Annotated in this window: 16 protein-coding genes; 9 read left to right on the forward strand and 7 right to left on the reverse strand. The window is 66.4% G+C overall.

Annotated elements, in window-relative coordinates:
* Window positions 1-13: 13 nt before the first annotated feature.
* The 7 genes from hemA (at window position 14) to ACODRX_RS17845 (ending at window position 8,032) form a co-directional block, all read left to right on the forward strand.
* Entirely contained in the window at window positions 14-1,321 is a 1,308-nt protein-coding gene (hemA, locus tag ACODRX_RS17815) for a glutamyl-tRNA reductase (RefSeq protein ID WP_488872872.1), read from the forward strand.
* A 93-nt stretch (window positions 1,322-1,414) separates the two neighbouring features.
* The gene (prfA, locus tag ACODRX_RS17820; protein ID WP_488872873.1) at window positions 1,415-2,497 is read left to right on the forward strand and encodes a peptide chain release factor 1; all 1,083 of its coding nucleotides are present in this window, start codon (window positions 1,415-1,417) and stop codon (window positions 2,495-2,497) included.
* Window positions 2,498-2,501: 4 nt separating this feature from the next.
* Complete coding sequence (gene prmC / locus ACODRX_RS17825; RefSeq protein ID WP_488872874.1) at window positions 2,502-3,332, forward strand: peptide chain release factor N(5)-glutamine methyltransferase; 831 nt, start codon at window positions 2,502-2,504, stop codon at window positions 3,330-3,332.
* A gap of 60 nt (window positions 3,333-3,392) precedes the next feature.
* The gene (grxD, locus tag ACODRX_RS17830) at window positions 3,393-3,716 is read left to right on the forward strand and encodes a Grx4 family monothiol glutaredoxin (protein ID WP_488872875.1); all 324 of its coding nucleotides are present in this window, start codon (window positions 3,393-3,395) and stop codon (window positions 3,714-3,716) included.
* A 321-nt stretch (window positions 3,717-4,037) separates the two neighbouring features.
* On the forward strand, window positions 4,038-5,357 hold the full coding sequence (gene paeA, locus ACODRX_RS17835) for a polyamine export protein PaeA (protein WP_488872876.1): 1,320 nt from the start codon (window positions 4,038-4,040) through the stop codon (window positions 5,355-5,357).
* A 121-nt stretch (window positions 5,358-5,478) separates the two neighbouring features.
* Window positions 5,479-6,921, forward strand: a complete 1,443-nt coding sequence (locus ACODRX_RS17840) for a hypothetical protein (protein ID WP_488872877.1) — start codon at window positions 5,479-5,481, stop codon at window positions 6,919-6,921.
* Window positions 6,922-7,054: 133 nt separating this feature from the next.
* Window positions 7,055-8,032 (forward strand): Bug family tripartite tricarboxylate transporter substrate binding protein, encoded by a 978-nt coding sequence (locus ACODRX_RS17845; protein WP_488872878.1) that lies wholly within the window; start codon window positions 7,055-7,057, stop codon window positions 8,030-8,032.
* Window positions 8,033-8,133: 101 nt separating this feature from the next.
* Here the strand turns inward: ACODRX_RS17845 and ACODRX_RS17850 are convergent, their stop codons facing one another.
* The 7 genes from ACODRX_RS17850 to ugpB all read right to left on the reverse strand — a co-directional run bounded on the left by ACODRX_RS17850 (window position 8,134) and on the right by ugpB (window position 14,027).
* Window positions 8,134-8,535, reverse strand: coding sequence for a type II toxin-antitoxin system VapC family toxin (locus ACODRX_RS17850; RefSeq protein ID WP_488872879.1), 402 nt, complete (start codon window positions 8,533-8,535; stop codon window positions 8,134-8,136).
* Entirely contained in the window at window positions 8,535-8,771 is a 237-nt protein-coding gene (gene vapB / locus ACODRX_RS17855; RefSeq protein ID WP_488872880.1) for a type II toxin-antitoxin system VapB family antitoxin, read from the reverse strand. Before vapB ends, ACODRX_RS17850 begins: the two co-directional genes overlap by 1 nt.
* A gap of 100 nt (window positions 8,772-8,871) precedes the next feature.
* Window positions 8,872-9,630 carry a glycerophosphodiester phosphodiesterase gene (ugpQ, locus tag ACODRX_RS17860; protein ID WP_488872881.1) on the reverse strand — a complete coding sequence of 253 codons (759 nt, stop codon included), beginning with the start codon at window positions 9,628-9,630 and terminating at the stop codon, window positions 8,872-8,874.
* A gap of 169 nt (window positions 9,631-9,799) precedes the next feature.
* A complete protein-coding gene (gene ugpC / locus ACODRX_RS17865) occupies window positions 9,800-10,810 on the reverse strand; it encodes a sn-glycerol-3-phosphate ABC transporter ATP-binding protein UgpC (RefSeq protein WP_488872882.1) in 1,011 nt (336 codons plus the stop codon).
* A 50-nt stretch (window positions 10,811-10,860) separates the two neighbouring features.
* Entirely contained in the window at window positions 10,861-11,709 is an 849-nt protein-coding gene (gene ugpE / locus ACODRX_RS17870; RefSeq protein ID WP_488872883.1) for a sn-glycerol-3-phosphate ABC transporter permease UgpE, read from the reverse strand.
* Window positions 11,710-11,711: 2 nt separating this feature from the next.
* A complete protein-coding gene (gene ugpA / locus ACODRX_RS17875) occupies window positions 11,712-12,593 on the reverse strand; it encodes a sn-glycerol-3-phosphate ABC transporter permease UgpA (protein WP_488872884.1) in 882 nt (293 codons plus the stop codon).
* Window positions 12,594-12,719: 126 nt separating this feature from the next.
* The gene (gene ugpB / locus ACODRX_RS17880; protein ID WP_488872885.1) at window positions 12,720-14,027 is read right to left on the reverse strand and encodes a sn-glycerol-3-phosphate ABC transporter substrate-binding protein UgpB; all 1,308 of its coding nucleotides are present in this window, start codon (window positions 14,025-14,027) and stop codon (window positions 12,720-12,722) included.
* Between the two features lie 464 nt (window positions 14,028-14,491).
* On the opposite strand from ugpB, the gene ACODRX_RS17885 reads away from it, so the two are divergent.
* Window positions 14,492-18,427, forward strand: a complete 3,936-nt coding sequence (locus tag ACODRX_RS17885; RefSeq protein WP_488872886.1) for a DUF3683 domain-containing protein — start codon at window positions 14,492-14,494, stop codon at window positions 18,425-18,427.
* Window positions 18,424-18,918 (forward strand): HIT family protein, encoded by a 495-nt coding sequence (locus tag ACODRX_RS17890; RefSeq protein ID WP_488872887.1) that lies wholly within the window; start codon window positions 18,424-18,426, stop codon window positions 18,916-18,918. Before ACODRX_RS17885 ends, ACODRX_RS17890 begins: the two co-directional genes overlap by 4 nt.
* Window positions 18,919-18,927 lie beyond the last annotated feature (9 nt).

Below are 18,927 nucleotides of genomic sequence, written 5' to 3' on the forward strand. Positions count from 1 at the left end.
ATAATCGCCGGTTATGGCAGTTTGGGCCCTCGGCATCAATCACAACACGGCACCGCTTGATATTCGGGGCCGTTTTGCGTTTGCGCTCGACCAGATCGCGCCCACGCTGCACAGCCTGCGCACCAGCCTGTCGGGTGCGCACCGCCATGCCGAGGTGGAAACCGCCATCCTCTCCACCTGCAACCGCACCGAGATCTACTGCGCGGCCCCGATGGAGGGCGTGCCGGCGCTGGACCACACGTTGCACTGGCTGGCGCACAGCGGCAACCTGCCGGCGGATGCGCTGCGCACTTATACCTACACGCTGCAGGACGGCCTGGTGGCGCGCCATGCCTTCCGCGTGGCCAGCGGGCTCGATTCGATGGTGCTGGGCGAGGCGCAGATCCTCGGCCAGATGAAGAACGCGGTGCGCGCCGCCGAAGAAGCGGGCGCGCTGGGCACCACGCTGAACCAGCTGTTCCAGCGCAGCTTCTCGGTCGCCAAGGAGGTGCGCAGCGCCACCGAGATCGGCACCAGCAGCATCAGCATGGCCGCCGCCGCCGTGCGGCTGGCGGGCCAGCTGTTCGAAGACCTGTCGCAGATCCGGGTGCTGTTCGTTGGCGCCGGCGAGATGATCGAGCTGTGCACCACGCACTTCGCCGCGCGCCAGCCGCAGCGCATCACCATCGCCAACCGCACGCTCGACCGCGGCGAGAAGCTCGCCGCCCGCTTTGGCGCCGGCGTGATGCGCCTGGCCGACCTGCCCGAGCACCTGCACGAGTACGACGCCATCATCAGCTGCACGGCCTCGAGCCTGCCCATCATCGGCCTGGGCGCGGTCGAGAGCGCGCTCAAGAAGCGCAGGCACCGCCCGATCTTCATGGTCGACCTGGCCGTGCCGCGCGACATCGAGCCCGAGGTGCAGAGCCTGCGCGACGTCTACCTCTACACCGTGGACGACCTGGCCGGCGTGGTGCAAAGCGGCCAGGCCTCGCGCCAGGCGGCGGTGGCCGAGGCCGAGACCATCATCGATGCCGGCGTGCAGAGCTTTCTGCACTGGATGGACCAGCGCCGCCCCGAAGGCGGCTCGGTGCAGCTCATCCGCCAGATCAACGCCCAGGCCGACGCCTGGCGCGCGCAGGAGATCGAGCGCGCCAGGAAGCGCCTGGCCAAGGGCGAAGACCTGGATGCGGTGCTCGACGCCCTGTCGCGCGGCGTGGCGCAGAAGATGCTGCACGGCGCGATGGCCGAGCTGCACTCGGGCGACGCCGCCGCGCGCGCGCAGACGGCCGAGGTCGTGTCGCGCCTGTTTTTGCGCTCGCACAATAAGAACAGCCTCTAGCGTAGGTACAGCCTGCGCTGCAAGCTCTCATATCGGGAGCGTCTTCGGTGCACCTCGCGCCGGCCTTTCTTCCCCCGTACCGGTTTCCCTTCCATGAAAGATTTTCTCCGCCAGCAACTGGAGCGCTATGTCGAGCGCCTGAAAGAGCTGGATTTCCTGCTCTCGCGCGAAGACATCATGGCCGACATGGCGCAGTTTCGCCTGCTCTCGCGCGAACATGTGGACGTGTCGGCCGTGGCCGGCCGCTACCAGCGCCACCGGCAGGTCGAGGCCGACGTGGCCACCGCCCGCGAGATGCTGGCCGACCCCGACATGGCCGACATGGCCCGCGAGGAAATCACCAGCGGCGAGGCCGAGCTGGAGCAGCTCGAAAACCAGCTGCAGCGCATGCTGCTGCCCAAGGACCCCGACGATGCGCGCAACGCCTTCGTCGAAATCCGCGCCGGCACCGGCGGCGACGAATCGGCGCTGTTCGCCGGCGACCTCGCCCGCATGTACACCCGCTATGCCGAGCGCCAGGGCTGGCGCGTGGAGATCATGAGCGCCAACGAGTCCGAGCTCGGCGGCTACAAGGAAGTGGTGCTGCGCTTCGAGGGTGACAGCATCTACGGCGCCATGCGCTTCGAATCGGGCGGCCACCGGGTGCAGCGCGTGCCCGCCACCGAAACGCAAGGCCGCATCCACACCAGCGCCTGCACCGTGGCGGTGATGCCCGAGCCCGACGAGCACCAGGCCATCACGCTGAACCCGGCGGATCTGCGCATCGACACCTTTCGCGCCAGCGGCGCCGGCGGCCAGCACATCAACAAGACCGACTCGGCCGTGCGCGTGGTGCACATCCCCACCGGCATCGTCGCCGAATGCCAGGACGGCCGCAGCCAGCACAGCAACAAGGCCAAGGCGCTGCAGGTGCTGCAGGCGCGGCTGCAGGAGAAAGAGCGCAGCGAGCGCGCCGCCAAGGAGGCCGCGATGCGCAAGGGCCTGATCGGCAGCGGCGACCGCAGCGACCGCATCCGGACCTACAACTTCCCGCAGGGCCGCATGACCGACCACCGCATCAACCTGACGCTGTACAAGCTCGGCTTCATCATGGACGGTGATCTGCAAGAGCTGATGGAGGCGCTGCAGGCCGCGCGCGAGGCCGAGCAGCTGGCCGAGCTGGAAGTCAACCAATAAAACCATGAGCACCACCACCGTCGCCCAGGCCTTGCAGCAAGCGCTGGCGCTGGGCCTGCCGCGCATCGATGCCCAGCTGCTGCTGCTGCACGCGCTGGGCCAGCCGCTGGATGCCCGCGCCTGGCTGCTCACGCACGATGGCGATGCGCTGGGCGCTGCGGCAGGGCAGCATTTCGAGGCGCTATGCCAGCGCCGCCTGGCCGGCGAGCCGGTGGCCTACCTCACCGGCCGCAAGGAGTTCTACGGCCTGGCGCTGCAGGTCGACGCCCGTGTGCTCGACCCCCGCCCCGACACCGAGACCCTGGTCGACTGGGCGCTGCAGCTGCTGCCCGGCGACGGCCGTGGGCTGCGCATCGCCGACCTGGGCACCGGCAGCGGCGCGATCGCGCTGGCCCTGCGGCAGCAGCGGCCGCAGGCCGAGGTCTGGGCCGTCGATGCCAGCGATGATGCGCTGGCCGTGGCTGCGGCCAATGCCGAGCGGCTGCGGCTGCCGCTGCACCTGGCGCGCAGCGACTGGCTGTCCGCGCTGGTGGGCCGGTTCGACGCCATCGTCACCAACCCGCCCTACATCCGCGAAGACGACCCGCACCTGGCCGCGCTGCGCCACGAGCCGCGCCAGGCGCTGGCCAGCGGCGCCGATGGGCTAGACGACATCCGCCGCATCGTGCAGGCCGCGCCGGCCTGCCTCAGGGACGGCGGCTGGCTGCTGATCGAGCACGGCTGGGACCAGGCGGGGCCGGTGCGCGCGCTGCTGTCGGCCCGCGGCTTCGCGCAGGTGCAAAGCCGCGAGGACCTCGCGGGCATAGAGCGGGTCAGCGGCGGATGTTGGCCCTAGCAGCCGGGTTTTGCCAGTCGTGAAATAATCGTCCATCCTTATCAAGCCACCCACATCACCATGAGCGACACCCAGCAACGCATAGACCAACTGGTCAAGGGCAACGACATCCTGCTGTTCATGAAGGGCAATGCCAGCTTCCCTCAGTGCGGCTTCTCCGGCCGCGCGGTGCAGATCCTGAAGGCCTGCGGCGTCGACGCCAAGAACATCGCCACCGTCAACGTGCTCGAAGATCCGGAAATCCGCCAGGGCATCAAGGACTACAGCCAGTGGCCCACGATCCCGCAGCTGTATGTGCGCGGCGAATTCATCGGCGGCTCCGACATCATGATGGAGATGTACGAATCGGGCGAGCTGCAGCGCCTGGTGGCCGCGCAGGGCTGATCTCCGCCAGTCGCCAGATCCAAGCCGCCCATGGCCTACGGCCCATGGGCGGCTTTTTCATCGCCGGGCCGCCCCAAGGTGAAAAGCGCCCCTCTTGGAGGGGCAGCGACCCAACGCAGTGGGGAGCGTGGGGAGCCATTTTCATCGCCGGGCCGCCCCAAGATGAAAAGCGCCCCTCTCGGAGGGGCAGCGACCCAACGCAGTGGGGAGCGTGGGGAGCCATTTTCATCGCCGGGCCGCCCCAAGATGAAAGCGCCCCTCTCGGAGGGGCAGCGTAGGCCGCATATACACTGGTATATCTTTTCTATCCCCGGGCCTTGCATGAGTGTGCTCCAAAGTCTTCTGACCATCGTGGCATTGATCGCCGCCAGCGCATTTTTCTCGATCGCCGAGATTGCGCTGGCCGCTTCACGCAAGCTGCGGCTGCGCCAGATGATGGAGGAGGGCGATGCGCGCGCCGAGCAGGTGATGCGCACGCAGGACCAGCCGGGCGAGTATTTCACCGTGGCCCAGATCGGGGTGAATGCGGTGGCCATCCTGGGCGGCGTGGTGGGCGAGGGCGCGCTCACGCCGTTCTTCTCGTCGTGGCTTTCGCTGTGGCTGGCGCCCGAGCGCGCGGCCACCGTGGGCTTTCTGGCGTCGTTCACCCTGGTAACCGCGCTGTTCATCCTGCTGGCCGATCTGTGCCCCAAGCGTTTGGCGCTGGCCGAGCCCGAGCGGCTGGCCGTGCTGGTGAGCCATCCCATGGCATGGCTGTCGGCGCTGTTCAAGCCGCTGGTGTGGCTGTTCAACAAGCTGGCCAACGGGCTGGCGACGCTGCTGGGCCTGCCCACCGCGCGCGATGATCGCATCACGTCTGAAGATATCCTGGCCATGACCGAGGCCGGCACGCGCGCCGGGGTGCTGGCCGAGCAGGAGCAGCAGGTGATCGAGAACCTGTTCGAGCTGGATTCGCGCACCGTGGGCTCGGCGATGACGCAGCGCGACCGCATCGCCTTCTTCTACCAGGGCGACAGCGACGACATCATCCGCGCGCGCATTGCCGAGGAGCCGTTCTCCACCTACCCGGTCTGCGTGGGCGACATCGACCATGTCGTCGGCTATGTGGATGCCAAGGATTTGTTCCAGCGCGCGCTGAACAACCAGCCGATCTCGCTGGCCGACGAGGCGCTGGTGCACAAGGCGCTGGTGGTGCCCGACCGGCTGACGCTGGCCGAGGTGCTGCACCAGTTTCGCCAGGCGCACGAGGACTTCGCGATCATCGTCAACGAGTACAGCCTGGTGGTCGGCGTGGTCACGCTCAACGATGTGATGAGCACGGTGATGGGCGACCTGGTGGGCCCGGTGGACGAGGAGCTGATCGTGCAGCGCGACGAGACTTCGTGGCTGATCGATGGCATCACGCCGATCGAGGACGTGGAGCGCACGCTGGACCTGGACGAGCTGCCGCATCCGGGCGAATACGAGACGCTGGGCGGCTTTCTGATGGTGATGCTGCGCCGCATCCCTCGCCGCACCGACAAGGTGCGCTGGGGCCAGTACCAGTTCGAGGTGATGGACGTGGACAGCTACCGCATCGACCAGGTGCTGGTGACGCTGGTCGGCGCTGCTGCATCCGCCGGTGGTGGGGATGCGGCGTAGCGCTCGCAGGTAAATATTTTTCTATTTCCGTGTCTCGCGAGCGGGCGGTTTGTTGATAATTGTGACTTTCTGACACATCCCCGGCCAGCACCTTCCTGGCGCGGCTTGCAGCCACTACGCCATGAAAGCATTGCAGCAGCCTGTTGCCCTGGGCGCCCGCATTCCCGTACTCGCGGGCTTTGCGGGCGTGGTGCTTGTGGGCTTGCTGCTGATCGGCGGCTCCCAGTCGCTGCTGTTCGTCGATACCAACGACTTCAGGCGCGTGGCCGGCCACCTGCGGCTGACACCGCTGGGCGACGGCGTGCGCTGGGCGCTGCCCGACGGCCCCTTCGGCGCGCCGCAGAACCCGGAGCTGGCCACGTTTCTTTTCTCGCTCGCGGGCTGGGTGCAGCGCTACCTGCCGGGCGCGGTGTTCGATATCTCGCGCACCGCGCTCGTGGCCAAGTGCCTGCTGCTGGTCTTTGCGCTGGTGCTGGGCCGGCAATGCGCGGCCGCGCTGCAGCGGGGCGCCTGGTGGTGCATGGCCATCGCGCTGGCGTGGCTGGGCGTGTTCTTCATGGCGCACAACATCGGCATGGCGCAGTCGCTGTATGCCGAATACGTCTTTCTCATCGCGCTGCCCCTGCTGCTGATCGGCGTGCTGGCCTGCGGCGGCCGGGCGCGGCTGGCCTGCCTGGCGATCGGCTCCGTGGCCTGCGCGCTGGCCAAAGTCCAGTACTTCTATGTGCCGGCGCTGGTGCTGGCTTGCCTGTGGGGCGCGAGCCGGTGGCAGCGCGTGCGGCTGGACCCGTCCCTGCGGAAGTGGCTGCTGGCGATCCAGGTGCTGTGCCTGGTGCCCATGCTCATGGGCAAGAACGCGGCCCTCAATGCCCACCATGGGCTATACCTGGGCTCGTACCTGGTGCTTTCGCCGGCGCAGCTGGACGAATTGGGCGTGCCGGCCGAAAAGCGCAGCTGCATCGGCGTGGATGCCTGGGGCAACCAGCTTTCGGGCCCGGGCGGCACCCAGGTGCGGCAGATCGGCCGCACCTGCCACCCCGAGGTGCCGCGGCTGGGCAAACGCCAGGTGCTGCGCCCCTACCTGCGGTTTCCACAGGCCTTGCCCCGACTTGCGCAGTACGCGCTGCCGCACCATTTCACGGTGCACTACTTCCACGTCTATCCCGGCTTTCTCTATCTGAAGCGCCTGGACGACGGCCGCCAGGCGGTGACGGACTGGCTGGTTCGCATGACGCAGTGGCGCGAGCGCTGCATCACCCCGCTGGCGCCGGCATTCGTGGCCGCCGCGCTGGTGTTGTTTGGCGCCAGCCGCCGCAGCGGCGATGGCATGCGGCGGCTGGCGCTGGGCGGGCTGATCCTGGCGCTGTTCATGCTGACGCAAATCGTGCTCGCGCTGCTGGGCGAAGGCATACGCGACCTGAGCAAGCACTTGTGGGGCGCCCAGCTGGGGTTGGACATGCTGGTGGTGCTGACCGTGCTGCAATGCCTGGGGTGGCTGCGGCAGCTTTACCGGGCGCGTCGCATGGCAGGCGGCGGGGGCGTGCCGGCTTCGCTCGGCAGCTGATGTGCGAGTGCTGGCGCAGCATGTGCGGCAGAACTTGCCGAAAGCGGGCCGAGGCTCCTTAGAATGCCGGTTGTCGGCCCCCATCCACGGTGGGGCCGCAGCGCGGAAAAAATCCACAACTCGGGAGACATCAATGAAGAAAATCTGGCGCGCCGGCCTGGCCGCGGCCCTGGGCATCATGGCATTCACCGTGGCCCAGGCGCAAGGCGGCAACTTTCCCAGCAAGCCCATTCGCGTGGTGGTCGGCTTTCCCGCCGGCGGCCCGCTGGACCAGCATGCCCGGCTGCTCACCGACAAGCTGCAGGGCTTGCTGGGCCAGCCCGTGGTCGTGGACTACAAGCCCGGCGCCGGCGGCGCGGTGGGCGCGCAGGACGTGATGAAGTCGCCCGCCGACGGCTATACGCTGATGCTGGCCAACACCGGCGTGATGGTGATCAACCCGGCGCTGTATCCCAAGCTGCCCTACAGCACCTTGAAGGACTTCACGCCGGTGGCGCGCACGGCCATGCAGCCGCTGGCGCTGCTGGTCAACAACCAGGTGCCGGCGCAGAACCTGCAGGAGTTCATCGCCTATGCCAAGGCCCATCCGGGCAAGGTCAACTTCGGCTCGGCCGGCAACGGCGGCATCAGCCACCTGGTGCCCGAGATGTTCAAGAGCGCCGCGGGGGTGGATCTGGTCCACATCCCCTACAAGGGCAGCGCGCCGGCCTTCACCGATTTGATCGGCGGCCAGGTGCAGTTCATGGCCGAGAGCATTCCGCAGGCCGCGGCCTACCACAAGCAGGGCAAGGTGCGCGCGCTGGCCGTCACCAGCAAGCAGCGCAATCCCGCGCTGCCCGAGGTGCCGACCGCCATCGAGAGCGGCCTCAAGGGCTTCGAGGTGGTGGGCTTCTACGGCTTTCTGGCGCCGGCCGGCACGCCCCAGGAGGTGGTGGCCAAGCTCAGCGGGGCCTTCCAGCAGGTGATGAACATGCCCGATGTGCGCGGCCGCATGGTGGAGCAGGGCGCCGATCCAGCCTTCCTCGGTGCCCAGGACTTCGCCAAGTTCCTGGCCGGCGAGATGCCGCGCTGGGCGGCGGCGGTCAAGGCTTCGGGCACCAAGATGGATTGATGTCCAGATGCAGATGATGGTCGCCATCGTCTGCATCAAGGCCGGACTCGAATCGCATCGAGCGCTCGGCCGTGGCCAGCTGACCGCCAAGGCGGCGGCTTTCACGCATCCAGCCAGTTTTCGACATGGAGGCCCGGGTAGGCCATGAAATCCCGCATGTTGTTGGTGACGAGAATGGCATCGAGCGCTATCGCGTGCGCGGCAATCAGCTTGTCCAGCTGGTCTTTCTTCCTTTCCCGGGTAGCGGCGCGCACGGGGCCATAGGCACGGGCCGCGGCCTTGTCGAATGCAACGACGACGATCAGATCCGCCAGGGCCGCAAGATTGGCGCGCTCTTGGGCGGGGTGGCTGGATACTTCGACGCCATAGTCCAGCTCCGCGTAGGTGATTGCGGACATCACTACATCACCCACGTAGCATTGAGCAAAGCGTTGGGCAACCTGCGCAGGATGGTTCTTCATCAGGTAGATGCACATGTTGGTGTCGAGCATGTAGCGCGGCATCAAATCTTGTCCCGTTCTGCCTGCTCGTGCGTGCCGCGGCCCTCTTTCATGAAGTCTGGGGAAAAGCGTGCAAAAACTTCCATGAAGCCTGCCAGGGATTTGCGCGCTGGCCGGATGCGGAGCTCATCGCCAATGCGCTCAATCTCCAGTTCCATGTCCATGCGTTCATACGCCAGCTCTGCCGGGATGCGGATGGCTTGGGAGTTGCCGCTCTTGAAAGCCTTGGTGGTGGACATGCTTGCCTCCATGCTGTGTATATACAAGGATATACATTAGCATGGATTAGCCGTATGGAAAAGTGCCCGGCCAAGGCGCCATGCGCAGCGCCCCGCGCGGCTACGCGGCCGGGCTGAACAGGTCCACCCGGTCGGTGATGATGCTGTCCGTGCCCAGCTCGATCAGGCGCTGGGCGGCCCATTCGTCGTTGACGGTGTAGCTGCTGCAGTACAGGCCCGCGCCATGCACCTTGGCGACCAGCGCGGCGTCCCACAGCGCATGGTTCAGCACCATGGCCGAGCAGCCCAGGCCCAGCGCGGTCTGCAGCTCGGCATCGCCCGTGGCATCGGCCAGCTTGTCCACCAGCAGGCCGCGTGGAATATGCGGCGCCATGTCCCGGGCGCCCTGCAGCGCCTCGGGCTTGAACGAGGTGAACAGCGGCGGCACGCTGTGGGCGGGCCAGATACGGTTCATCAGCGCGCCGCAGGCGCGGCCGGTTTCCTCCTCCTGGCCGGGCGTGGGCTTGATCTCCACGTTCAGCTGCAGGTGGTTGGCCAGGCACCAGCGCGCCAGCGCCTCCAGCGTGGGCAGGGCCTCGCCCGCGTAGGCGCGCGAATGCCAGCTGCCGGCGTCGAGCTGGGCCAGCTCGCCCATGCCCAGCCTGGCGCCGATGCCGTGGCCGTTGGTGGTGCGCTCCAGCGTCGCGTCGTGCATCAGGAAGAGCACGCCGTCGCCGCTGAGCTTGGCGTCGCATTCGAACATGCGATAGCCATAGTGCGCGCCCAGGCGGAAGGCGCTGAGGGTGTTCTCGGGCGCCAGCTTGCCGGCGCCGCGGTGGGCCACCCAGCGGGGGTAGGGCCAGGAAGCAAGTGTGGTCATGGAGTTTTTCTAGTTGATCGTTGATCCTAGTGCCTGCAGTCGGCAACCTTTGCAAAGCATGCCCTGTCTGCCAGGACGCCGAGCAAGGGCCGCCCCGCAGCGGGGGCGTCGTCGGTTGCCCGCATGCCCCCCTCCCGCACAGCGAGAGAGGGGGAAGCGGCGTAGCCGCTCAGGGGGTGCGTTTACCAGTTTCTGCGTGGAACCAGTGCAGCCGGTCGGGGCGGGGCAGCACGCGCAGCACTTCGCCGGGTTGCGGGTAGGGCTTGCCTTCCTCGATGCGCACGGTGATCGCGTCGCCACCCACGCTGCCGTAGACCAGGCGCTCGGCGCCCAGCAGCTCCACGGTGTGCACCTGCACCTCCCAGCCGTCACCGGCGGTGACGTCGATATGCTCGGGGCGGATACCCAGGATCTGGCCGGGCTTGCCGCCGGGCGCGCTCTTCAGCAGGTTCATCGGCGGCGAGCCGATGAAGCTGGCCACGAAGGTGGAGGCGGGCTGGTGGTAGACCTCCTCGGGCGTGCCGAACTGCTCCACATGGCCGCCGTTCATCACGATCATGCGCTGCGCCAGCGTCATCGCCTCGACCTGGTCGTGGGTCACGAACAGGCTGGTGATGCTTAAGGTCTGGTGCAGCTTCTGGATCTCGATGCGGGTCTGGGCGCGCAGCTTGGCATCCAGGTTCGATAGCGGCTCGTCGAACAGGAACACCTTGGGCTGGCGCACGATGGCGCGGCCCATGGCCACGCGCTGGCGCTGGCCGCCCGAGAGCTCGCGCGGCTTGCGCTCGAGCAGGTGCGACAGCTCCAGGATCTTGGCGGCCTTGTCCACGCGGCGCTTGATCTCGTCGGGCGGCACCTTGGCGATCTTCAGGCCATAGGCCATGTTCTCGTAGTTCGACATGTGCGGGTACAGCGCATAGTTCTGGAACACCATGGCGATGTCGCGCTTGGCCGGCTCCACATCGTTGACCACCGCGTCGCCGATCAGGAGTTCGCCGCCAGAGATTTCCTCCAGCCCGGCCACCATGCGCAGCAGCGTGGACTTGCCGCAGCCCGAGGGCCCGACGATGACGATGAACTCGCCGTCCTTGATGTCGGCGTTGACGCCGTGGATCACCTGGTTGGCGGCCGGGCCCTTGCCGTAGCGCTTGATCAGGTTGCGAAAAGAGATGGATGCCATAGGAAAAACCTGTTTCTTATAGATATGGTGCGTGCTGGTTGCTATGGGAATTATTTTTCCGTATCGACCAGGCCCTTGACGAACCAGCGCTGCATCAGCACCACCACCACCGCGGGCGGCAGCATGGCCAGCAGGGCCGTGGCCATCACCACGTTCCAGTCGTTGCCGGTGTCGCCGCTGGCCACCATGCGCTTGATGCCGATCACCACCGGGTACATGTCCTCGGATGTGGTCACCAGCAGCGGCCACAGGTACTGGTTCCAGCCGTAGATGAACTGGATCACGAAGAGGGCGGCGATCGAGGTCTTGGACAGCGGCACCAGCACGTCCTTGAAAAAGCGCATCGGGCCCGCGCCGTCGATGCGCGCGGCCTCCACCAGCTCGTCGGGCACCGTCAGGAAGAACTGGCGGAACAGGAAGGTGGCGGTGGCCGAGGCGATCAGCGGAATCGTCAGGCCCGCGTAGCTGTTGAGCATGCCCAGCGTGGAGACGACTTCGTAGGTGGGGCCGATGCGCACCTCGACCGGCAGCATCAGCGTCACGAAGATCAGCCAGAAGCACAGCTTCTTGAACGGGAAGCGGAAGTACACCAGCGCAAAGGCCGACAGCAGCGAGATCGCGATCTTGCCGACGGTGATGATCATCGCCGAGACGAAGCTGATCCACATCATGCGCGCCACCGGCGCGCTGGAGCCGGGGCCCGAGCCGCCGAATAGCGCCGCCTTGTAGGTTTCCCAGAAATTGCCGCCGGGCACCATGGGCATGGGCACGTTGATGATGTCCTGGGGCGTGTGCGTGGAGGCGACGAAGGCCAGGTAGATCGGGAAGCCCACGATCACCACGCCCAGCGCCATCACCAGGTGCGAGAAAAAGCTCAGGAGGGGACTGCGTTCGACCATGATCAGTATTGAACCTTCTTCTCAACGTAGCGGAACTGCAGCACCGTGAGGGCCACCACGATCAGCATCAGCACCACCGACTGCGCGGCCGAGCCGCTCATGTCCATGGCCTTGAAGCCGTCGTGGTAGACCTTGTAGACCAGGATCGAGGTGTCCTGGCCCGGGCCGCCCTGGGTGGTCGCGTCCACGATGCCGAAGGTGTCGAAGAAGGCGTAGACCACGTTCATCACCAGCAGGAAGAAAGTGGTGGGCGACAACAGCGGCACCTGGATGTCCCAGAAGCGCCGCACCGGGCCGGCGCCGTCGATCGCGGCCGCCTCGATCAGCGACTTGGGTATCGACTGCAGGCCGGCCAGGAAGAACAGGAAGTTGTACGAGATCTGCTTCCACACGGCGGCGATCACGATCAGCGTCATCGCGTTGGTGGAGTTGAGCAGGTGGTTCCAGTCGTAGCCCGACTGGCGCAGCAGATAGGCCACCACGCCCAGCGACGGCGAGAACATGAAGGCCCACAGCACGCCCGCCACCGCGGGCGCCACCGCATAGGGCAGCAGCAGCGCGGTCTTGTAGGCCATGGCGCCGCGGATCACCCGGTCGGCAAAGATGGCCAGCACCAGCGAGATCGCGATGCCGAAGAAGGCCACCAGCACCGAGAACAGCGCCGTGGTCTTGAACGAGGCCAGGTAGGCCGGGTCATCGAACAGGTGCTGGAAGTTGGCCAGCCCCACCCATTCGGTGGAGAAGCCAAAGGTGTCCTGCGCCTGGAACGACTGGATGATGGCCTGGCCCGCGGGCCAGAAGAAAAAGACCAGCACGATGGCCATCTGCGGCGCTATCAGCGCCCATGGCAGCCAGCTGGATCGGAATTGAACGCGTTTTTCCATGGCGTACTCTTAAAAATGGCCCCAAGGCAGCACGGCGGCAAAAGAGAACGAAACAGCCCGCAACCTCCTTAGATCGTAAACACGTTCTTAGGGTTGCGGGCCAGAGAGCGGGATGGCGGGCCGTGCCTACTTGTTGGCCTTGGCAAAGCGGGCCAGTTGCTCGTCGCCGCGCTTGACGGCGGTGTCCAGCGCCTCCTTGGGCGTCTTCTTGCCGGTCCAGATCTGCTCGGTTTCCTCGTCGATGATGGTGCGGATCTGCACGAAGTTGCCCAGCCGGATGCCGCGCGACTTGTCGGTGGTCTTGCGGATCATCTGCGTCACGGCCGTGTCGGTGCCGGGGTGCTTTTCATAGAAGCCCGAAGCCTCGGTCAGCTTGTAGGCCGCGGTGGTGACCGGCAGGTAGCCGGTGCGCTGGTGGCTGGCGGCCTGCACCTTGGTGTTGTTCAGGAAGTTGAAGAAATCGGCCACGCCCTTGTAGTGGTCGGCGTTCTTGCCCGACATCACCCACAGCGAGGCGCCGCCGATGGCGGTGTTCTGCGGCGCGCCCTTCACGTCGGCGTAGTAGGGCAGGGTGGACTGGCCGAAGGCGAACTTGCCTTCCTTGACCACGCGGGCATACAGGCCCGACGAGCCGGTGATCATCGCGCATTCGCCCGAGGCGAAGGCGGCATCGGCCAGGTTGTTGCGGCCCTTGTAGACGAAGCTGCCGTCCTTGGCGGCCTTGGCCAGGTTCTCGAAGTGCTTGACATGCAGCGGCGAGTTGAAGACCAGCTTGGCATCGGTGCCGTCGAAGCCGTTGTTCTTGGTGGCGAACAAGGTGTTGTGCCACAGCGAGAAGCTCTCCAGCTGGGTCCAGCTCATCCAGCTGGTGGTCAGCGCGCAGCGGTGGCCGCTGGCCTTGAGCTTCTCGGCGGCGGCGAACACCTCGGGCCAGGTCTTGGGCGGCTTGTTCTCGTCCAGGCCCGCCTTCTTGAAGGCATCCTTGTTGTAGTAGAAGATGGTGGTCGAGCTGTTGAGCGGGTAGCTCATCATCTGGCCGTTGGGCGCGGTGTAGTAGCCGGCCACCGCGGAGATGTATTCGTCGGGGTTGAACTTGAAGCCGCCGTCGTTCATCACCTTGGTGACGGGCACGATGGCGCCCTTGGAGGCCATCATCGTCGCGGTGCCCACCTCGAACACCTGCAGGATGTCGGGCGCGTTGCCGGCGCGGAAGGCGGCGATGGCGGCGGTCATCGACTCGTCGTACTGGCCCTTGTAGGTGGGCACGACCTTGTAGTTCGTCTGGCTGGCGTTGTACTGGTTGGCCAGGTCATTCACCCAATCGCCCAGAGCGGCGCTCATGGAATGCCACCATTGGATCTCGGTGGCGGCATGGGCGGACAGGCTCGTGGAGGCGGCGATTGCCGCAGCAATAGCCAAGCGCTTGAATTGCATGAAAACTCCTAGGGTAAGGGAGAGGTGAAAAACGCACAGAAAGGAATCGTATCCGGCGCCGATGAAAATTTGGTGACTTTGTCGCACATTGCTGGTGCAGCCGCAAGCAGGGCATTCCCTGTTACCCGCACCAACTCTGAGCAAATACAAAGCTTTACGATTGTAGTGCCAGGCTGGCGGCACTCAACGAAAACCATGATTTCTCACTTTGCATGCAGCAAAAATATCAAAAAACTGTCATATTGCGTGCGAATTAGGTGCGAATAAACCCTGGCTTGTGGGCACCAAGTGATCGCAACAGATCAAATAAGAAAAAAAACGAATCGGCAAAACCGCGAGGTGTGCTATGCCCGGCCAGCCCCCTCGCCTTTAGAGGGCGCGGCAACTGCGCCAGGGCGCGCTCACTTAGAATTTACCTCCCCACCGATCTCCGAGGCCCCACGCCTCGCACCAGAACTGATCCCATGAATGCACCGATTGCATTGGCAAGCCTTCAGGCCCAAGTGGAAGGGCCGGCCCGGCTCCGTGAAATTCCCTACAACTACACCTCGTTCTCCGACCGGGAAATCGTCATTCGCCTGCTGGGCTCCGGCAGCTGGGACCTGCTGAACCAGCTGCGCGAAGAGCGCAAGACGGGCCGCTCGGCGCGCATGCTCTACGAGGTGCTGGGCGATATCTGGGTGGTGCAGCGCAACCCCTACCTGCAGGACGACCTGCTGCACAACCCCGGCCGGCGCAAGCAGTTGGTCGAGGCGCTGCAGCACCGCCTGGGCGAGGTGCAAAAGCGCCGCACGCCGCAGGCGGACGCGGCGCGCGATGCGCTGGTGGGCCGGCTGATCGAGGCGGCGCAGACGGCGGTGGCCGAGTTCGACGCCACGCTGCAGGAAGCGGCCAGCCTGCGCCGCAAGGTGGCGCGGGCCTTCAAGTCCATCACTGCCAAGGACAACGTCAAGTTCGACGGCCTCTCGCGCGTGAGCCATGTGACCGACGCGACCGACTGGCGCGTGGAATACCCCTTCGTGGTGCTCACGCCCGACTCCGAGGAGGAGATCGCCGCGCTGGTCAAGGCCTGCATCGAGCTGGGGCTGACCATCATCCCGCGCGGCGGCGGCACCGGCTATACCGGCGGCGCGATTCCGCTCACCTGGCGCAGCGCGGTCATCAACACCGAAAAGTTGGAGCGCATGACCGAGGTGGAGCTGGTGCGCCTGCCCGGCCTGGAGCGCGAGGTGCCCACCGTCTGGTCGCAGGCCGGCGTGGTGACCCAGCGCGTGGCCGATGCGGCCGAGCGCGCCGGCTTCGTGTTCGCGGTCGACCCCACCTCGATCGAGGCCTCGTGCATCGGCGGCAACATCGCGATGAACGCCGGCGGCAAGAAGGCGGTGCTCTGGGGCACCGCGCTCGACAACCTGGCGAGCTGGCGCATGGTCACGCCCGATGGCGAGTGGCTCGAAGTCACCCGCCTCGGCCACAACCTGGGCAAGATCCACGACGTGGAGGTCGCAAGCTTCGAGCTGCAGTATTTCAAGCCCGACGGCAAGACGCTGGTGCGCACCGAGCGCCTCGACATCCCGGGCAGCGTGTTCCGCAAGGAAGGCCTGGGCAAGGACGTGACGGACAAGTTCCTCTCGGGCCTGCCGGGCGTGCAGAAGGAAGGCACCGACGGCCTGATCACCAGCGCGCGCTGGGTGGTGCACCGCATGCCCACGCACACCCGCACCGTCTGCCTGGAGTTCTTCGGCAATGCCAAGGACGCCGTGCCCAGCATCGTCGAGATCAAGGACTACATGTTCGCCGAGCAAAGGCGCTCGGGCGTGCTGCTGGCCGGCCTCGAGCACCTGGACGACCGCTACCTCAAGGCCGTGGGCTATGCCACCAAGAGCCGCAAGCACGGTGGGGCGTCCGATGGCGGCCCCTCGGGCCGCGTGCCCAAGATGGTGCTGTTCGGCGACATCGTGGGCGACAACCCCGACGAGGTGGCGCGCGTGACCAGCGAGGTGGTGCGCATCGCCAACTCGCGCAGCGGCGAGGGCTTCATCGCCATCAGCCCCGAGGCGCGCAAGAAATTCTGGCTCGACCGCAAGCGCACCGCCGCCATCTCGCGCCATACCAACGCCTTCAAGATCAACGAAGACGTGGTGATCCCGCTGCCGCGCATGGCCGAGTACAGCGACGGCATCGAGCACATCAACATCGAGCTGTCGCTGCAAAACAAGATCAAGCTCTGCGACGAGCTGCACGCCTTCTTCGCCAACGGCAACCTGCCGCTGGGCAAGCAGGACGATGCCAGCGAAATCCCCAGCGCCGAGCTGCTGGAGGACCGCGTGGGCCAGGCCCTGGTGCTGGTCACCGAGGTGCGGCGCGAATGGCAGGGCTGGCTCGACCATGTGGGCGAGCAGTTCCGCCAGCTGCAGGACCACACGCTGCGCGCCAGCTGGAAGGCGGCGCTGCGCGCGCCGCTGGCGGCCATCTTCGCCGGCTCGGCCTACCAGCCCATCATGGACGAGGTGGTGGCCATCCACCAGCGCGTGCTCAAGGGCCGGGTGTTCGTGGCGCTGCACATGCATGCCGGCGACGGCAACGTGCACACCAACATCCCGGTCAACAGCGACGACTACGAAATGCTCACCACCGCCCACCATGCGGTGGCGCGCATCATGGAGCTGGCGCGCAGCCTGGGCGGCGTGATCTCGGGCGAGCACGGCATCGGCATCACCAAGCTCGAATTCCTCTCCGACGAAGAGCTGCGCCCGTTTGCCGAGTACAAGGCGCGCATCGACCCCGAGGGGCGTTTCAACAAGGGCAAGCTGCTGCGCGTAGAAGAGCGCAAGATCCTGCTGGCACAGACGCACGAGGGTGGCCCGCGCCAGTCGCTGATGTATGCCGACCTGACCAATGCCTACACGCCGAGCTTCGGCCTGATGGGGCACGAGTCGCTGATCATGCAGCAAAGCCACATCGGCGCGATCGCCGACAGCGTGAAGAACTGCCTGCGCTGCGGCAAGTGCAAGCCGGTGTGCGCCACGCACGTGCCGCGCGCCAACCTGCTGTACAGCCCGCGCAACAAGATCCTGGCCACCTCGCTGCTGGTCGAAGCCTTCCTGTACGAAGAGCAGACGCGCCGCGGCGTCTCGATCAAGCACTGGCAGGAGTTCGAGGACGTGGCCGACCACTGCACCGTGTGCCACAAATGCGCCACGCCCTGCCCGGTCAAGATCGACTTCGGCGACGTGACCATGAACATGCGCAACCTGCTGCGCCAGATGGGCAAGAAGAGCCTGCGCCCCGGCAACAAGCTGGCCATGGCCATGCTCAACGCCACCAACCCCGACACGATCAAGTTCATGCGCTCGGCCATGGTGGGCGTGGGCTTCAAGGCCCAGCGCGCCGCGGTCGACCTGTTCAAGGGCCTGGGCCGGCGCCAGGCGGCGCACCCGCCGGCCACGGTGGGCACCGCGCCGCTCAAGGAGCAGGTGATCCACTTCGTCAACAAGAAACTGCCCGGGGGCCTGCCCAAGCAGACCGCGCGCGCCTTGCTCGACATCGAGAACAAGGACTACGTGCCCATCATCCGCGACCCCAGGGCCACCACGACGGACAGCGAGGCGGTGTTCTACTTCCCCGGCTGCGGCTCCGAGCGCCTGTTCAGCCAGGTGGGCCTGGCCACGCAGGCCATGCTGTGGCATGCCGGCGTGCAGACCGTGCTGCCGCCCGGCTACCTGTGCTGTGGCTACCCGCAGCGCGGCAGCGGCCAAAGCGACAAGGCCGAGAAGATGATCACCGACAACCGGGTGCTGTTCCACCGCGTGGCCAACACGCTGAACTACCTGGACATCAAGACCGTGGTGGTCAGCTGCGGCACCTGCTACGACCAGCTGCAGGGCTACCAGTTCGACAAGATCTTCCCCGGCTGCCGCATCATCGACATCCACGAATACCTGCTCGAAAAAGGCATCACGCTGCAGGGCAAGGGCGCTTACCTGTACCACGACCCCTGCCACACGCCGATGAAGCTGCAGGACCCGATGAAGACCGTCAAGGCGCTGGTGGGCGAGCAGGTGCTCAAGAGCGAGCGCTGCTGTGGCGAGTCGGGCACGCTGGGCGTCACCCGCCCGGATATCTCCACGCAGATCCGCTTTCGCAAGACCGAGGAAATCCGCAAGGGCGAGGCGGCGCTCAAGGAAGGTGGCCAGTTGGGCGCGCAGGACAATGTCAAGATCCTCACCAGCTGCCCGAGCTGCCTGCAAGGCCTGAACCGCTACCAGGACGACCTGAACAACGGACTGCTCGAGGCCGACTACATCGTCGTCGAGATGGCGCGCGAGATCCTGGGCGAGAACTGGCTGCCCGAATACGTGCAGCGCGCCAACAACGGCGGCATCGAAAGGGTGCTGGTATGAGTTCGGCCCCCACGTTGGGCACTGGCGCGTCCTCGCTGGCCGCCGGCGGCGACCCGGCCTGTCCGCTGTGCGATACCGATGGCGGCGCGCTGGTCTGGCGCGGCGGGAAGCTGCGCGTGATCCGCGCCGGCGAAGAGGGCGAGCGCGGCTTTCCGGCTTTCTACCGCGTGGTGTGGAATGCGCATGTGGCCGAGTTCTCCGAGCTGCCGGCCGCCGAGCGCGCCTACTGCATGGAGGCCGTGGCCGTGGTGGAGCAGGCGCTGCGCGAGGCCCTGCAGCCCGCGAAGATCAACCTCGCCGCGCTGGGCAACATGGTGCCGCACCTGCACTGGCATGTGATTGCCCGCTTCGGCTGGGACAGCCATTTCCCGTCGCCCGTCTGGGCGGCCGCCCAGCGCGAGCGCGATGCCGCGCGCGAGGCCGGCGTGCGCGCCGCGCTGCCGGCGGCCGAGGCGCGCATGCGCGAGCGCCTGGCGGCGCTGGCTTCCTGAAATAGCTCG

The organism is Comamonas sp. FG99, from assembly GCF_057808605.1.

What these genes read in the sequence shown, in the direction of transcription:
- paeA (WP_488872876.1), top strand. Translation starts at nt 4,038, where the DNA reads ATGAGTGTGCTCCAAAGTCTTCTGACCATCGTGGCATTGATCGCCGCC.
- ACODRX_RS17890 (WP_488872887.1), top strand. Translation starts at nt 18,424, where the DNA reads ATGAGTTCGGCCCCCACGTTGGGCACTGGCGCGTCCTCGCTGGCCGCC.
- prfA (WP_488872873.1), top strand. Translation starts at nt 1,415, where the DNA reads ATGAAAGATTTTCTCCGCCAGCAACTGGAGCGCTATGTCGAGCGCCTG.
- ugpQ (WP_488872881.1), bottom strand. Translation starts at nt 9,630, where the DNA reads ATGACCACACTTGCTTCCTGGCCCTACCCCCGCTGGGTGGCCCACCGC.
- ACODRX_RS17840 (WP_488872877.1), top strand. Translation starts at nt 5,479, where the DNA reads ATGAAAGCATTGCAGCAGCCTGTTGCCCTGGGCGCCCGCATTCCCGTA.
- ACODRX_RS17885 (WP_488872886.1), top strand. Translation starts at nt 14,492, where the DNA reads ATGAATGCACCGATTGCATTGGCAAGCCTTCAGGCCCAAGTGGAAGGG.
- ACODRX_RS17850 (WP_488872879.1), bottom strand. Translation starts at nt 8,535, where the DNA reads ATGCCGCGCTACATGCTCGACACCAACATGTGCATCTACCTGATGAAG.
- vapB (WP_488872880.1), bottom strand. Translation starts at nt 8,771, where the DNA reads ATGTCCACCACCAAGGCTTTCAAGAGCGGCAACTCCCAAGCCATCCGC.
- ugpE (WP_488872883.1), bottom strand. Translation starts at nt 11,709, where the DNA reads ATGGTCGAACGCAGTCCCCTCCTGAGCTTTTTCTCGCACCTGGTGATG.
- hemA (WP_488872872.1), top strand. Translation starts at nt 14, where the DNA reads ATGGCAGTTTGGGCCCTCGGCATCAATCACAACACGGCACCGCTTGAT.
- grxD (WP_488872875.1), top strand. Translation starts at nt 3,393, where the DNA reads ATGAGCGACACCCAGCAACGCATAGACCAACTGGTCAAGGGCAACGAC.
- ugpB (WP_488872885.1), bottom strand. Translation starts at nt 14,027, where the DNA reads ATGCAATTCAAGCGCTTGGCTATTGCTGCGGCAATCGCCGCCTCCACG.
- ugpC (WP_488872882.1), bottom strand. Translation starts at nt 10,810, where the DNA reads ATGGCATCCATCTCTTTTCGCAACCTGATCAAGCGCTACGGCAAGGGC.
- prmC (WP_488872874.1), top strand. Translation starts at nt 2,502, where the DNA reads ATGAGCACCACCACCGTCGCCCAGGCCTTGCAGCAAGCGCTGGCGCTG.
- ACODRX_RS17845 (WP_488872878.1), top strand. Translation starts at nt 7,055, where the DNA reads ATGAAGAAAATCTGGCGCGCCGGCCTGGCCGCGGCCCTGGGCATCATG.
- ugpA (WP_488872884.1), bottom strand. Translation starts at nt 12,593, where the DNA reads ATGGAAAAACGCGTTCAATTCCGATCCAGCTGGCTGCCATGGGCGCTG.